Annotated in this window: 15 protein-coding genes and 1 riboswitch; of the genes, 2 read left to right on the top strand and 13 right to left on the bottom strand. The window is 45.3% G+C overall.

Annotated features, from left to right (window positions below):
* Positions 1 to 18: 18 nt before the first annotated feature.
* From FS736_RS15115 to FS736_RS15095, 5 genes are all read right to left on the bottom strand, one after another.
* Positions 19 to 1,002, bottom strand: coding sequence for a Gfo/Idh/MocA family protein (locus tag FS736_RS15115; RefSeq protein WP_144478725.1), 984 nt, complete (start codon positions 1,000 to 1,002; stop codon positions 19 to 21).
* Positions 1,003 to 1,062: 60 nt separating this feature from the next.
* Positions 1,063 to 2,469, bottom strand: coding sequence for a HAMP domain-containing sensor histidine kinase (locus tag FS736_RS15110; protein ID WP_144479023.1), 1,407 nt, complete (start codon positions 2,467 to 2,469; stop codon positions 1,063 to 1,065).
* Positions 2,459 to 3,157: a response regulator transcription factor gene (locus tag FS736_RS15105; RefSeq protein ID WP_144478723.1), complete on the bottom strand. Its 699-nt coding sequence runs from the start codon at positions 3,155 to 3,157 to the stop codon at positions 2,459 to 2,461. Before FS736_RS15105 ends, FS736_RS15110 begins: the two co-directional genes overlap by 11 nt.
* 671 nt (positions 3,158 to 3,828) lie before the next feature.
* Positions 3,829 to 5,214 (bottom strand): MBL fold metallo-hydrolase, encoded by a 1,386-nt coding sequence (locus FS736_RS15100; protein WP_144478721.1) that lies wholly within the window; start codon positions 5,212 to 5,214, stop codon positions 3,829 to 3,831.
* 192 nt (positions 5,215 to 5,406) lie between these two features.
* Positions 5,407 to 6,594, bottom strand: a complete 1,188-nt coding sequence (locus FS736_RS15095) for an MFS transporter (protein WP_144478719.1) — start codon at positions 6,592 to 6,594, stop codon at positions 5,407 to 5,409.
* Between the two features lie 196 nt (positions 6,595 to 6,790).
* Between FS736_RS15095 and FS736_RS15090 the strand changes: the two genes are divergently transcribed.
* Together FS736_RS15090 and FS736_RS15085 are read left to right on the top strand one after the other, a co-directional pair.
* Positions 6,791 to 7,306, top strand: a complete 516-nt coding sequence (locus tag FS736_RS15090; RefSeq protein WP_144478717.1) for a DoxX family protein — start codon at positions 6,791 to 6,793, stop codon at positions 7,304 to 7,306.
* A 193-nt stretch (positions 7,307 to 7,499) separates the two neighbouring features.
* Entirely contained in the window at positions 7,500 to 8,000 is a 501-nt protein-coding gene (locus FS736_RS15085; RefSeq protein ID WP_144478715.1) for a DoxX family protein, read from the top strand.
* Positions 8,001 to 8,050: 50 nt separating this feature from the next.
* Here FS736_RS15085 and FS736_RS15080 read toward each other — a convergent pair whose 3' ends face one another.
* The 8 genes from FS736_RS15080 to FS736_RS15045 all read right to left on the bottom strand — a co-directional run bounded on the left by FS736_RS15080 (position 8,051) and on the right by FS736_RS15045 (position 14,278).
* Entirely contained in the window at positions 8,051 to 8,410 is a 360-nt protein-coding gene (locus FS736_RS15080; protein WP_144479021.1) for a cupin domain-containing protein, read from the bottom strand.
* Between the two features lie 5 nt (positions 8,411 to 8,415).
* A complete protein-coding gene (locus FS736_RS15075; protein ID WP_144478713.1) occupies positions 8,416 to 8,808 on the bottom strand; it encodes a hypothetical protein in 393 nt (130 codons plus the stop codon).
* 89 nt (positions 8,809 to 8,897) lie between these two features.
* Positions 8,898 to 10,157, bottom strand: a complete 1,260-nt coding sequence (locus tag FS736_RS15070; protein ID WP_144478711.1) for a DUF445 domain-containing protein — start codon at positions 10,155 to 10,157, stop codon at positions 8,898 to 8,900.
* A gap of 179 nt (positions 10,158 to 10,336) precedes the next feature.
* The gene (locus FS736_RS15065) at positions 10,337 to 11,164 is read right to left on the bottom strand and encodes a MetQ/NlpA family ABC transporter substrate-binding protein (RefSeq protein WP_144478709.1); all 828 of its coding nucleotides are present in this window, start codon (positions 11,162 to 11,164) and stop codon (positions 10,337 to 10,339) included.
* A 20-nt stretch (positions 11,165 to 11,184) separates the two neighbouring features.
* Positions 11,185 to 11,850 (bottom strand): methionine ABC transporter permease, encoded by a 666-nt coding sequence (locus FS736_RS15060; protein WP_144478707.1) that lies wholly within the window; start codon positions 11,848 to 11,850, stop codon positions 11,185 to 11,187.
* Positions 11,840 to 12,853, bottom strand: coding sequence for a methionine ABC transporter ATP-binding protein (locus FS736_RS15055; RefSeq protein WP_144478705.1), 1,014 nt, complete (start codon positions 12,851 to 12,853; stop codon positions 11,840 to 11,842). The genes FS736_RS15060 and FS736_RS15055 overlap by 11 nt, the downstream gene beginning before the upstream one ends.
* Before the next feature lie 74 nt (positions 12,854 to 12,927).
* Positions 12,928 to 13,032: riboswitch (SAM riboswitch) on the bottom strand.
* Between the two features lie 143 nt (positions 13,033 to 13,175).
* The gene (locus FS736_RS15050) at positions 13,176 to 13,706 is read right to left on the bottom strand and encodes a chromate transporter (RefSeq protein ID WP_144478703.1); all 531 of its coding nucleotides are present in this window, start codon (positions 13,704 to 13,706) and stop codon (positions 13,176 to 13,178) included.
* Positions 13,703 to 14,278, bottom strand: coding sequence for a chromate transporter (locus FS736_RS15045; RefSeq protein ID WP_144478701.1), 576 nt, complete (start codon positions 14,276 to 14,278; stop codon positions 13,703 to 13,705). The genes FS736_RS15050 and FS736_RS15045 overlap by 4 nt, the downstream gene beginning before the upstream one ends.
* Positions 14,279 to 14,330 lie beyond the last annotated feature (52 nt).

The following is a 14,330-nucleotide window of genomic DNA, read 5'->3' as shown; positions in this document are numbered from 1 at the left end:
GCAGCACCTGCCTGTTTTCTATTTGTCGCTCGGGAAGCTGACACCCATTTGCAATCTGGCTTCATCAAGGATTTTCATGGTGATCCTTGAGTTTTCAAGCGAATTGTTTACCGACTCCAGTTTTCCTTGCTGGATCAATGTAATGAATTCCTCTGCTTCATAAAACATATTATCCTCAAGCTGTTTTACTGACAGATCTTCACTGCTTCCATCACGGTAAAGGATTTCTACTTTTGTAGGAGTGCTGATTTTATCAATCCTGATGCAGCCGTTCTCACCGTGTATTTCAGAAGGGAGTGTTGAATCAGTGATTTTCGAAAACATGATGACAGCATCCATTTCATCATACTTCAAAATCAGGCTTCCTTCCCCATCAACTCCTGACTCAAGTATGTAGCCATTTGCCTGGATAGACTTTGGCTCTCCAAACAAGACAACGAGCGGATAAATGCAGTAAATACCGATATCCATCAGCGAACCTGCCGAGAATTCCGGGTTAAATGCGTTCAGGACGGTACCTTCTTTATATTTGTCATAGCGGGAAGAATACTGGCAATAGCTTGCGAAGTACCTTCTGATTGTGCCAATTTTGCCCAGGTTTTGCTGGACTGCCTTGAAGTTCGGCATCAAGGTCGATTTCAGCGCCTCCATCAAAACAACTTGATTTTCTTTTGCCGCTCGGATCATATCGTTCAGTTCGCGGCTGTTAGACGCGATCGCTTTTTCACAAAGAACATGCTTGCCATTTTCCATTAGCATGATCGCCTGGCTGGCATGCAAAGAATTTGGGCTGGCAAGGTAGACAGCATCAATGGCATCGCTTTTCGCCATCTCTTCCAGGTCTGTAAAAACGGTATCCACTCCGAACTTCCCTGCAAAGTCCGCAGCACGGTCCTCTGAACGGGAATATACTGCAGCCAGCTTAAAATCCTTCTGATGGCGTGCTCCTTTAATAAACGCTTCCGTAATCCAATTTGTTCCTACCACTCCGAAACGCACCATGTCGGTTCACCCTTTCCAATAGCAAAAGCCGGGGGCAATGCCCACAGCTTCTTTATTATCTTAGCGAAAAGGGAGCTCAATCACAAACCTGGTCCCTTTTCCATGCTCGCTTTCCACAGAAATCTTCCCGGCATGCATCTGCACCAGCTGTTTGACGATGGACAAACCGAGACCGAATTCCCCAAACGGATTGCTCGTCCTCGAGATATCGGCTTTGTAAAAACGATGCCAGATTTTTTCAATTTCGGCCGGTTCAATACCGATGCCAGTGTCCTCTATCTCAATCACCGTTGTGCTGCCTTTCATCCTGCCACGGAGCCAGACTGTTCCGTTATCCGTGAACTGGATGCTGTTTTTCGTAATATTGATCAAAATCTGGACGAGACGGTCATAATCAGCATGGACCATCGCCGCTTCCTCTGCCTCGATCTCGATTCTATTATTGCGTTCCTCTGCCTGCAATCCGAGCTGATCCTGGATGATTTCGAGCACTTCGATCAGTTCAATATCTTCTTTTACAAGCTGAACCTGGTTTGAACGGATCTTATCATAATCAAGATTCTCATTGACGAGTCTGATCAGCCGCTTCGTTTCCTGGCTGACCAGGTTGATTCCCCGCTCTTTTTCCGCCTCGGGAATCATATTATTCCTCAGGCCTTCGATGATCCCGCTGATGGTCGTGAGCGGCGTCCTCAATTCATGTGACACATCGGACATAAACTGGCGCCGCCGGTTCTCCAGGTTCTCGATTTCGGATTTTGATTCATTCAGCCTGTCGACCATGCCGTTAAAATCATTTGCCAACTCGCCAATCTCATCAAAATCCGAACTTGGTACTTTTACAGTATAGTCCCCAGCTGAGACGGCCGATGTTGCTTCCTGGAGCTTTTTGATCCTGTTGACGTGAATTCGCGATAACACCCAGCTCAGCAAAAACGAAACGCCAAGGCCAATCAGCATCGTATAAAACAAATACTTATTGATTTCGGTAATCATTTCCCGTGTCCCGCTGATTGGAGAGGTAAGGAGAATGCCGCCAACGAAATTCCCGCGGTCCAAATATGGCAAAACAACCAAGGTCACAGCACGGTCATACCTTTCAAGGTCATAATTTTTCACAATCGGTTTTCCGTTTGTAAGCTGGCTCCACTCTTTTTCCGATAATTCAATCGCCGGCCCTCTCCACCGGATGGGATTCAGCAGCTGGATATTTTCATCAAACACACTGAATTGGATATCACGTCCAAACAGGACGCGGGCATACTGGTTGATCACCTGGTCCGGCTGTTCCCTACCCCGGTCGAGATCCCGCAGGATATTCTCACCATAGGAAACCAGCTCCTCCGTCTTGTTTTTATAGACCAGTGTTTCAACATATTGTGTGAAAACAAGACTAAGGATGAGGAAAGCGACAATGATAATGCTGATATGGCTGAGGAATTGCTGGTAGATATACTTAACCTTCATGCCCATCAACACATTCGTCGAATTTATAGCCGACTCCCCATACAGTGTGGAAGAATGGCTGTTCAGCTGTGCCAAGCTTCTTCCTTAAACGCTTGATATGGACATCGACCGTACGCTCATCTCCGTAAAACTGATAACCCCAGACACGCTCGAGAAGCTGTTCCCTCGTAAACACCTGACGCGGATGCTGGGCGAAAAGCAGGAGCAGGTCAAACTCTTTTGGTGTCAAATTCGTCACTGGCTTGCCGTCCAGGCTCACCTCACGTGTTTCTTTGTTGATTTTCAGCCGGCTTGTCCCGACATCGCTGTTCTCGTCAGGCTTCTGTTTTTGGTAACGGCGTGCCACAGCCTTGATCCTCGCCATCAAAGCCAGCGGACTGAACGGCTTCGTCACATAATCATCCGCCCCCATTTCAAGCCCAAGAACCTGGTCCGACTCACTGTCCTTTGCCGTCAGCATGATAATGGGAATATCACTGCCCTCCTGCCTGATCTTCCTGCATAAGGTGACACCATCCATCCCCGGCAGCATCCAGTCGACAATCATTAAATCCCAATCCTCATTTTTATAAGCCTCATAACCCTCTAGGCCATCATTCACAAACCTGCCTTCAATGCCCTCTTTCGAAAAAAACATCTCAATCATCGCGCACACACTCTCATTATCCTCAATCACTAATATTTTCACGGCAATCCCCTCTATTACGAAATCTGTTATCTCTAAATTATAGCGCAACAGGAACATAATCAACTGATTAGGGTAATGTTACAGATTATTTAATGGATTGGACATAGTTTGTTCATGATTAAAAGGGACAATTACCTCTTTTTCCTAGTCTCTTTAAAAATTAGGGTTCCTATAAGCTGTATTGATGCCACGACCCTACTATATTCTTACAAATCACAGCTCCAATACGCCCTATTGGTGACAAGATTCTCCTATATTCTTACAAATCAAAGTCCCAATACACCCTATTGGTGTCACGGTTCTCCTATATTCTTACAAATCAAGGTCCCAACACGCTCTATTGGTGACACAATTCTCCTATATTCTTACAAATCAAGGCCCCAATACGCTCTATTGGTGACACGATTCTCCTATATTCTTACAAATCAAGGTCCCAATACGCTCTATTGGTGACACGATTCTCCTATATTCTTACAAATCAAGGCCTCAATACGCTCTATTGGTGACCCAGTTCTCCTATATTCTTACAAATCAAGGCTCCAATAACCTCTATTGGTGACAACTATTATATTCTTACAAACAAGGGAGCTTTGCTTTTTCACATTCACATGCATCAGCACTAACTCTTGTAAAAAAAAGAAGCCAGCTCACAGAATGAGCTGGCTCTGGTCTTAATCTTTTTTAACAGGCAATCCTTCTTGTTCCCATGCGGAGAAGCCGCCTTCGAGGTTTAATACATCCTTGAAGTCATTTTTCAGCAGCAGGCTTGTTCCGATGGCAGAGCGTGCTCCTGATTGGCAATGGGCGATGATTTTCTTGTCTTTTGGCACTTCGTCAAGCTTGTCGGTCAGGTTGCCGAGCATCATATGATGGGCACCGGGGATATGGCCGCTGTCCCATTCGCTCTGGTTGCGGACGTCGATGACAAAGTAGTTTTCGTCTTCCATTAGCTCTTTTGCCTCGCTGGCAGTTACAGACTTATATTCCTCGTGGCTTCCTCCGAGCTCTTCCGGATCAACATACCCGGTTACCTGGTCAAGACCGATTGATTGCAGGGATTTTTTCACATCAGGCAGTTTTTCCGGTTCTGCGATCAATACGATGTCCTGGCCATAGCTTAATAGCCAGCCTGCCCAGTTTGCGAAGGATTTATTGTATGGAATGTTGATCGTTCCTTCTGCATGCCCCGCGGCATAGTCACTTGCCTGCCGGGTATCTACGACTGCAGCATTCCCTGTGTCGGACAATGACACTTCAGGGGTTTCCTCGCGTCTGAGCAATTCAGGGCCTTCCTTGTTCAGCTTTTTCATCTGAGCGAAGTATTTCGGAGGCTCTGGTTGTCCGGCTAGCAGCTCCTGAACAAATTGGTCCTCTTCTTTGATCTGGAAAGCCCAGTTGAATTTTTTTTCATAGCCTAATGTCGACATTGGCACCGCGCCTAGGGATTTTCCACAGGCGCTTCCTGCTCCGTGTGCTGGCCATATTTGCAGGAAGTCAGACAGGTTTTCCACTTTGCGGAGCGATTCGTACATCTGGCGGGCGCCTGCTTCCGATGTATCCTTGATGCCAGCTGCTTTTTCGAGAAGGTCAGGACGGCCGACATCGCCTACAAACAGGAAGTCGCCCGTAAAGATGCCCATTGGTTCATTGGCACCGCCGCCCTTATCCGTCAGCAGGAATGAGATGCTTTCCGGCGTATGTCCTGGCGTGTGGATCACTTCAAAATAAATATTCCCAATATTGAAAGTCGAGCCCTCAGTCAGCAATTCATGCTCATACTGGTCGACATATTGATATTTCCAGTCCTTATCCCCTTCATCTGATACATACAGCTTGGCGCCATGGTGGTGAGCAAGCTCCCTTGCTCCTGACAGATAATCCGCATGAATATGGGTTTCGGTTGCGGCTGAAATATTGAATCCTTCTTTTTTTGCGATATCCAGATAAGGCTGGATATTCCTTGCCGGGTCGATGACAAGCGCCTCGCCCGTCCTCTGGCAGCCGATCAAGTACGACATATGTGCTAGCTGGTCATCAAAAAATGATTTGAAATACATATGAATTCCTCCTTCATTTTTAATAGGTTTATGAAGAGTTCATTCTTTTATACCCCACACCATATTTTTTAAAAGTAAAAAACCCCGGTGCCGGGTGCTGCTCTAATTCCAAAATATACCTACACAAGTATTTTACTCTATTAAAATTTCTACTTCAAATAAAAAGAACCTGCTCCAAAGCCGGAAGCAGGTCTAGGTTCTTGGGGTCTTTTTCATCATTAAAATATAGAGAAGAATTGAAGCAAAAACGGAAATGGCGGAAGCAATGTAGATACTTCCATATCCAAGCCAGTGGCCAATCTGGCCGAAAGCCATCGCCCCGACTCCAACACCTAAATCGAAAAAGGAGAAGAAAGTGGCATTCGCCATCCCTTTCCTGTTCATCGGAGCATCCTGGACAGCCCAAGCCTGTAATGCGGGCTGGACGGAGCCAAAACCGAATCCATACAGGCCGGCTGCAATAAACATCACAAGGCTGTTAGGCAGCCACGCCAAAAGGATCATAGCAATCATGATTAAAAATGTTCCTGGCAGGAAGACAGCACCATGTCCTTTTTTATCATAAAGTTGGCCTGCGAATGACCTGGAGAGCATCAGCGTCAACGCAAAAATAAAAAAGTACCACTCGATCCCTGCGATTCCCTTCTGCGCTGAGTAGAGCGGCAGGAATGAAGCGATTCCTCCAAAGGTGATCGTAATGAACAATAATAGCAAGGACGGCTGCAGGGCAGATCTTTCATTTACATCCCACCTTCGCTTCACTGTTTTCTCTTCGGACTGTTCCACCTTTTTATAGGTGATACGTGATGCAAGGAGAAATGCAGCAATGCCCAGAGCGGCACTGATTAGAAATAATTGTTTGAAGGTAATGGCAGCAGCCAAAGCAAGTCCAAGCGTAGGTCCCATCGCGAGAGCAACGTTTCCGGAGAGCCCGAAGTATCCCATTCCTTCTCCCCTGCGCCTCGGCGGGATTAAATCCGTTGCGATCGTGCCAGATGCTGTTGTCGAAAATCCCCAGCCAACCCCCTGGATAATTCGCATTAGAAACAAGAAGGCAATTCCAGATGCGAATCCAAATGAACCTACTGAGAACACAAAGATTGCCAGACCTGTGAGGTAAATGAAGCCTCTCCCTTTCGTTTCCAGCATCCGGCCGGCGAATGGGCGCACGAGCAATGCCGAAAAGGTGAAAATTCCTACGACAAAACCGATCAATTGGTCATTTCCGCCCAAATGCTCCACGAATAGCGGGATGGTAGGCAAGGTCATTTGAAACCCGAGGAATATGAAGAAATTCGCCAGGAATATAAACAGGAAATCCTTGCTCCAAATTTTCTCAGTGCCCTGATTTTGCTGAGCTTCTCTTGCTGATTGATCCATATGCTTTCTTCCTTTCTGACTGAATTGATAAGGCACTGTTGCCACTTTTCCTTTAAAAAAGGATCATGTTCAATATTCCGTCAATTTGTTGTTGCGTTTTTGTGAACAACTTCACAGATAACTCATTTTTATTTCGGATTTTGATATATTGTAAGTGTAATCAATAATTACTAATTTTTGAAGGGAAGCGATTTAGATGTTAGCGAAATGGTTAAGAGAAAACAATGTTGCTGCTGGCCTGTTGACTGTCATCAGGGTATGGCTCGGATATAACTGGATGACTGCTGGATGGGGTAAATTGACTGGTGAAGGATTCGATGCTACCGGATATCTGAAAAATGCAGTTGCCAATCCAGTGAAAGGCCCGGATGGACACATGGTTTATGGATGGTATGTGAATTTCCTTGAAAACTTCGCGATTCCAAACGTCGACCTATTCAACTTCATCGTGCCGCTTGGTGAATTCCTTATCGGTCTTGGATTGATCCTAGGTTGTTTGACAACTGCTGCGATGTTCTTCGGACTTGTGATGAACTTCAGTTTCTTCCTTGCCGGCACTGTATCTCATAACCCAACTGACATCTTCTTCGGCTTCATCATTCTGTTCGCTGGCTACAATGCTGGCAAATACGGTTTAGACCGCTGGGTAGTTCCTTTCATCCGCAAGACTGTTTTAAAGAGAGAACCGGAAGCTGCACATAAAACCGTTTAACATTAAAGACCTTAAAGAGCCTGTTTTCTGCAGGCTCTTTTTCATTTCCTTGCAGATTATCGCTCGTTCAAATTCTTGACAATATGTTATTGCTATTTTGTGAACAGCGTTCTCTGGCCCGCATCAAAAGGCCGAAAACCAATATATTGTAGTGTAATCAAATAATCATTCATTTTGAAGGGATGCGATTCATATGTTCGCAAAGTGGTTAAGGGAAAACAATGTGGCAGCTGGCCTGCTGACATTCATTCGGATCTGGCTAGGCTATAACTGGATGACTGCCGGATGGGGAAAATTGACCGGAGAGGGATTTGATGCAACAGGGTATTTGACCAATGCCATTGCCAACCCTGTCAAAGGCCCTGATGGAATTGTTTATGGATGGTATGTATCTTTTCTGGAAAATTTCGCACTTCCAAATATTGAGCTTTTCAACTTTATCGTTCCTGTCGGTGAATTCCTCGTTGGATTGGGACTCATTCTTGGCTGTCTGACAACAGCAGCAATGTTCTTCGGATTGATCATGAACTTCAGTTTCTTCCTTGCCGGAACCGTATCACATAACCCAACAGATATCTTCTTTGGCTTCATCCTCCTTTTCGCCGGATATAACGCAGGAAGATATGGGCTGGACCGCTGGGTGATCCCATTCATCCGAAAAACAATCTTTAAGAACAAAGCGGCAGCTAAATGAATTACGCTAGCCTCCTGAGTCAACTCAGGAGGCTTTTGTCATATAGCCATTTATATCGATTGAAGATCAGACACCGTTCGGTCATTCTGTTCATTACCGGTATTCAAGGTGGACTTTGGCTCGAAAAAGATGACATGTGCTTCCTCCTCGGCAATCGGAAGGTGCTCTACGCCTTTTGGCACAATGATAAATTCTCCCTCATTCAAATGCACATCTTTATCCCGAAACTTGAGCAAGAGCTTTCCTTTCATAACGAGGAACATCTCATCCTCATGTTCATGCTTATGCCAGATGAATTCCCCCTTCAGCTTGGCGAATTTCACATGCATATCATTGATTTCCCCCGCTATTTTCGGGCTCCAATAGTCATTAAAAAGCGAAAACTTTTCACTGATATTAACCTTTTCCAGCTCAATCACTCCTTTTTAGATGTTGCATTCGGAAGGGTTTCAAATAGAAAATCCGTCTCTATCTCCCAAAATTTTGTTACCGTATTCCCGGTTGTTACTATGTATCCTATCTGGACTTTTTCCGCTTCATTTTCAAAGCTCAGGATGCCATGGGGTAAAGAATCGTAGGTAAAGCCATTATTATAGTTGAATGAACGTTTGTCTTCATTGATTTTGGATACGATCTTTTCGATTTCAACCTTGTCCTCAATCACGTGAATGATGCCATCCATGTTACTGATTGTCAGCTTATCGTACGGTCCATTCACAATTTTGCAGTGATAAGCTCCATACACCGTTAAAGCAGTCATGAACACAATTAGCAACCCAAGTTTCAAAAGCAATCCGCTTTTAACCATACATCCCCCTCCCTGCCATTATACTACCATTTATTTCTTATTCCCGAATTTAGTAAAAAGACCAATCCGATAACGAATTGGTCTCAAGTTCACATGACAATGAGTTTGAAGATGGTTAAGCCCAGCCCGATCAGGAAACCGCATACCGCGCCGTTCACCCTGATCCATTGCAGGTCTTTTCCAACATTGTTTTCCATCATGTCAATCAGTGTTTCTGTATCAAGCTTATCCAGGTTTTCTCTAACAAGCTTCCCGATTTTTGAATGGTTTCTTTCAATCAGCCCAGCTATTTTAGCATGAAGCCATGTTTCGGTCGCTGAAACTTTTTCATCGTCTGCTTTGATTTCATCAATGAATTTTTTCACTACGGGAATCACCGTGTCATCCACAAAACTGTCCTTTTCGACAAAAGCCATCAAGCGATCCTTAGACTTAGCCAGGACTCCTTTGATTTGTCCGGTCAAATCCATTTCTTCGACCATTTTATTTTTCCAGGATTGGATTTCCGACATGAGGGCTTCGCGCTCACTGATACTTCCCAGTTCTTTTTGGATCTTTTCAAGAATCATATGGCGGTATCGGTTATCCTCCTGCTGCAGGTTTTTCATTCTTTTTAAAATAAATGATTGCAAGATGTTGCCGACCTTTTCTTCGGTGATCATATTGCTGAAAGATTGAATTGCGAATTTCAGGAGACCATCCGCTTCGGTTGTATCAATTGCCTGTTTTCCAAGCTTGCCAAGGACTATTTTCGCTTCAGCCTGTGATGCCCATTTTTCTGTCTCTTGCAGGACATAGTCAAATGCAGCTGAATCATATTCCTTCGCCAGGATATGGCTTGAGGCCTTTTGCAAAAACTCGGAAGAATCCGCTGAGAGCAGGAAGCCTTTGATTTCTTCTTCGATTGTTGGCGCAAATCTTTCAACGTCCACTTTCCTAGCCACATCCAGGCTGAATGCCTGGATGCTGTTTTTAACAGATTCAGAGTGAAGTTCCTTCTCAACTGTTTCAAAAATTTTATCCAAAATATGAATCTGCTTGAACTTTTCCATGATGCTTTCTTTTGTGAGCCAGTCATTCTCAAGCATATTGATTAACGCACGCGTTACCTTATCACGGTTTTTAGGCAAAAGTGCCGTATGCGGAATCGGGATGCCGAGCGGATGCCTGAACAGCGCCGTCACAGCAAACCAGTCAGCGAGTCCGCCGACCAGCCCCGCCTCAAAGCCGCCCATCAGCAGTTTCCCGATCAGCGAGTCCTGGAAAGGAATCATCGCAAGGAACCCCGCTCCCATAATCGCCAGCGAAATAGCGGCTAAATGTCTAGATCTATTATTTCGTTTTTCCATATATCTCCCTCTGTTACTGTTTGATTGAAATTTGTGTAATGTTTCTAGTTCTGGAGCCCCCAATGTGAATTTCGGAAAAAGAGTCTCTTCAATATTTTACCCAATTTATAGGGGAGAAAGCTATAAAAAAGGAAAAGTCCCAGAAGCAGACGCTCGGGGACTTCCTGATGGTCACTCTCTTACTTCATCCACTCTGGCTTTCCAAAACCTTTGAAATCATTATCGATGATTTTTTCAAATTCATCGGACTCGACAACTTCTTTGATGTCCTTTGCGAATTGGGCATCCTGGTCCTTTGTGTTAATAACGACACGGTTGCGATATTGGTCCGGCATGTTTTCAAGCTGAAGCGCAGTTAATAAATCCATTTTTGCTGCAAGGGCAAAGTTGCCAGGTACAGCCGACAGGTCAACGCTTTCGACGGCTCTTGGAAGCTGTGCGGCTTCGATTGGCTTGAACTGCAGGTTTTTGACATTATCTTTTACATCTTTTTCAGAAACAGTCAGCGGATCAGCATTAGGATCAAGTGTGATCAGGCCGGCATCCTCAAGGATCAGGAAGGCACGCGCAGCATTTGTTGGATCGTTTGGAATCGCGATGTCTGAACCCTCTGCGACTTCATCCAGTGAATTGAACTTCTTGGAGTAGATCCCCATTGGCGCTGTTGGTACGACAATCACTTCAGACAGTTCAAGATCGTGTTCTTTTGCGAAATTCTCCATGTACACTTTATGCTGGAACAGGTTGGCGTCAAGGTCTCCTTTTGACAAAGCCAAATTAGGCTGGATGTAATCGCTGAATTCGACCACTTTCACTTGATAGCCTTTTTTCTCAAGCAGAGGCTTGATTCCTTTTGTGACCATATCACTGTACGGTCCGGATGTCGCTCCGAATGTAACCTGCTTTTTGTCAGCCTTCGCATCGCCGCCTGAGGCTGAGTCACTGCCGCATGCAGCCAACAAGCTGATTGATAGAAGTAACAGTAAAGAGAATAATAATTTCTTCATTTTAAAATAACCCCCAATTTTTATCTTTTGTCTACTAATTTAGCAATCCTGTCGCCGCCAAACTGAATCAGCTGGACAAGGCATATCAGGATAATAACCGTCGTAATCATGATGGTATTGTCGTACCGGTAATAACCGAAGCGGATTGCCAGGTCACCGACTCCGCCGCCGCCAACGATTCCGGCCATTGCCGAGTATGCTACAAGGCTGATGATCGTGATGGTGATACCCTGGACGATTCCAGGCTTTGCCTCTGGAATGAGGACATCCTTGATGATCATCCACGGAGTCGCTCCGGTGGCCACCGCTGCCTCGATGACCCCTTTATCAATTTCGCGCAAGCTTTGCTCTACGATTCTCGCAAAGAACGGAATCGCCGCGACAGATAATGAAACAGATGCCGCAGTCGGCCCGATTGTCGTGCCGGCGATTAAATTCGCCAGCGGCAGCAGTGCGATCAACAGGATGATGAACGGAACCGAGCGGATCATATTGACGATAAAACCAGCAATAGTTTTAAAAAGCTGGTTCTCCAGGAACAGGCCTTTATCGGTGACAAAAAGAAGAACACCTGTCGGCAGCCCAACAATGATCGAGACAAGGATGGAGATGCCGACCATATAAATTGTTTCAAAGAATGCTTTATTCAGTTCCGGCAGCAGTGCGACCAGGTTATCAAGCAGCATCTTCAATCACCTCCAGATTTCTTGTCCTTGCTGCGATGTATTCAATGGCCCGGTCGATTTCAAGTGTCTCGCCCGAAACTTCCATAATGAAAATTCCTAGTGGGATTTCCTGAATATACTCGATTTTGCCGTGAAGGATGTTTCCCCTCACCTTGAATTTCTGGAATACATCCGAGATGACCCCCTGCTCGGCAATCTCGCCCTGGAAATAAATCTTGATCAATTTGCCTTCCCGCTCCTTCATCAGTCTTTCCGGCAATTCGAATTGTAGGATGGAGTTGACGAAATCCTTTGTCAGCGGCTCCTGTGGATTGGCAAAAACATCGTAGACATTTCCCTCTTCAATGATTTTTCCATCTTGCATCACAGCCATTCGGTCACAAATCGTCTTGACCACTTCCATTTCATGCGTTATAAGCACGATTGTGATTCCTAACTCTCTATTAATCTTTTTTAGTAAAGATAAAATAGAGCGGGTCGTGCTTGGGTCAAGAGCAGAGGTTGCTTCATCGCAGAGCAGGACGGTTGGATTATTCGCCAGCGCCCTGGCTATGCCAACACGCTGTTTCTGGCCGCCGGACAACTGTGCAGGATAGACATCTTTCTTGTCGGAAAGACCCACCATATGTAAAAGCTCTAGCACTCTCTCATTTATCTTTGTTTTTGGAGTGCCGGCAGCTTTTAGCGCAAACGCGATGTTTTCGCTGACTGTCTTTGCACTTACAAGATGGAAATGCTGAAAAATCATCCCGATTTTCAACCGGGATTTCCTTAAATCGCCTTTGCCTAAAGAGGTTAGCTCCACACCCTCAATAAAAACCTCTCCCGATGTCGGCTTCTCAAGGAGGTTCAGGCATCTAAGCAAAGAACTTTTGCCTGCGCCGCTGTATCCGACAATCCCGTAAATTTCGCCCTTTTCTACTTTTAACGAAACATCGTCAACGCCTGTCACCGATCCCTTTTTCGTGTCATATACCTTGACCAGATTCTTCACTTCAATCATTTTTGCACCCCCATTTTCACTCAATAAAAAAAGCCTCTTTCATTCAAAGAAAGAGGCATCGTAAATATCTATACGACTTATCTTTCAGAATGAAACCATTCTGTAGGAAGTGGCACCTTTCCATAAAGGAGGTTGCCGGACGTCATCGGGCCTAATCCCTCAGTCTCTCTTGATAAGTAACTTATTAAATTCATTTAGATAATTGAAATATTAAAACTCTCTGAAATATTTGTCAACAGAGTTTTTTAGTCTTTTTCAGGTTGCAATCGCTTACATCATTGGGGCTGTAAGAGAATTTATTTTCAAAAAGAAAAACCCTTGTTTACGCTAAAACAAGGGCACCATAGACGAGGGCACCGGCTATGACATACGCCGGGTGTACCTTCAGTTTTTCCATCAGGACGAAGCTGATGCCGCCAATCAGGATGGTCTGTGTCAATCCTACTCCTTCATAGGAAGAAAAAAAGAAATCATAGGTCATGACTCCCAGGAGCACCGCAATGACTGGCCGGACGACGATTGTCAGCCTTTTGACACGAGGAGAATCCTTGAATTTCATCAACAGTCCTAGCAGACCGATCATCAGAACCAGCGATGGTGCCACGGCTGCAAACACACCGACAATGGCACCGAGGATTCCGCCTTCTGAATAGCCGATATACCCGGCCATCTTGGTCGCGATTGGTCCAGGGAGTGCATTGCCCATCGCCAGTACTTCACTGAATTCATTGACCGTCATCCAATCGTATCGGTCGACGACTTCATTTTCAATCAAAGGGATGGAGGCAGGCCCTCCGCCATAGCCTAAAATACCAGGAATGAAAAAGGCCAAAAATATTTGGAAATAGATCATTTCTGCTCCCCTCCCATTTGTTTCTTTTCAATTGGAGAAGGGTCTTTTTTTATTAAAGCGCCAAGCAGCAAAATGACAATCAAGATTGCCGGATGTATATTCAAGATCTGGAGGAGCACCAGGCTGGCAATCAGCGCAATAGCTGTCCAGGCCCAGCCAAGCTTCGATTTTCCCGATTTCTTAATGAAGTCCCATGTCATGACAGCGAGCATGACGGCAACAACCGGTACAACAGCATCTGCCATTCCTTTTACCCACGGCTGATCCTTGTATGAGTTCAGAGTCGTAAGCAGGATAATCATCAGGATAATCGTCGGAATCATCGTTGCGGCCAGGGCATTGACCATGCCCAGGGTCCCGCCCACTCGATAGCCGATATACCCTGCCATTTTCGTCGCGATCGGACCGGGGAGCGCATTTCCCAAAGCCAGAATATCACCGAACTCATCAGAGTCCATCCATTTATACTTATCTACCACTTCCTTATGTACGAGCGGAATCGATGACGGCCCGCCGCCATAGCCAAGGATTCCCACGCGGAAAAATGCCAGGAATAAATCTTTTTGTTTCAACACTTCACCTTCTCTTCTGTTTTTAGCCCTATGCAGTCTCTTTCTATAATTC

It is taken from the genome of Cytobacillus oceanisediminis 2691, assembly GCF_007678455.1.
GTDB lineage: Bacteria > Bacillota > Bacilli > Bacillales > Cytobacillaceae > Mesobacillus > Mesobacillus oceanisediminis_A.
This window is presented reverse-complemented; position numbering and strand designations above follow the sequence as displayed.

What these genes read in the sequence shown, in the direction of transcription:
- FS736_RS15115 (WP_144478725.1), bottom strand. Translation starts at nt 1,002, where the DNA reads ATGGTGCGTTTCGGAGTGGTAGGAACAAATTGGATTACGGAAGCGTTT.
- FS736_RS15110 (WP_144479023.1), bottom strand. Translation starts at nt 2,469, where the DNA reads ATGAAGGTTAAGTATATCTACCAGCAATTCCTCAGCCATATCAGCATT.
- FS736_RS15100 (WP_144478721.1), bottom strand. Translation starts at nt 5,214, where the DNA reads ATGTATTTCAAATCATTTTTTGATGACCAGCTAGCACATATGTCGTAC.
- FS736_RS15095 (WP_144478719.1), bottom strand. Translation starts at nt 6,594, where the DNA reads ATGGATCAATCAGCAAGAGAAGCTCAGCAAAATCAGGGCACTGAGAAA.
- FS736_RS15090 (WP_144478717.1), top strand. Translation starts at nt 6,791, where the DNA reads ATGTTAGCGAAATGGTTAAGAGAAAACAATGTTGCTGCTGGCCTGTTG.
- FS736_RS15085 (WP_144478715.1), top strand. Translation starts at nt 7,500, where the DNA reads ATGTTCGCAAAGTGGTTAAGGGAAAACAATGTGGCAGCTGGCCTGCTG.
- FS736_RS15075 (WP_144478713.1), bottom strand. Translation starts at nt 8,808, where the DNA reads ATGGTTAAAAGCGGATTGCTTTTGAAACTTGGGTTGCTAATTGTGTTC.
- FS736_RS15070 (WP_144478711.1), bottom strand. Translation starts at nt 10,157, where the DNA reads ATGGAAAAACGAAATAATAGATCTAGACATTTAGCCGCTATTTCGCTG.
- FS736_RS15065 (WP_144478709.1), bottom strand. Translation starts at nt 11,164, where the DNA reads ATGAAGAAATTATTATTCTCTTTACTGTTACTTCTATCAATCAGCTTG.
- FS736_RS15060 (WP_144478707.1), bottom strand. Translation starts at nt 11,850, where the DNA reads ATGCTGCTTGATAACCTGGTCGCACTGCTGCCGGAACTGAATAAAGCA.
- FS736_RS15055 (WP_144478705.1), bottom strand. Translation starts at nt 12,853, where the DNA reads ATGATTGAAGTGAAGAATCTGGTCAAGGTATATGACACGAAAAAGGGA.
- FS736_RS15050 (WP_144478703.1), bottom strand. Translation starts at nt 13,706, where the DNA reads ATGATCTATTTCCAAATATTTTTGGCCTTTTTCATTCCTGGTATTTTA.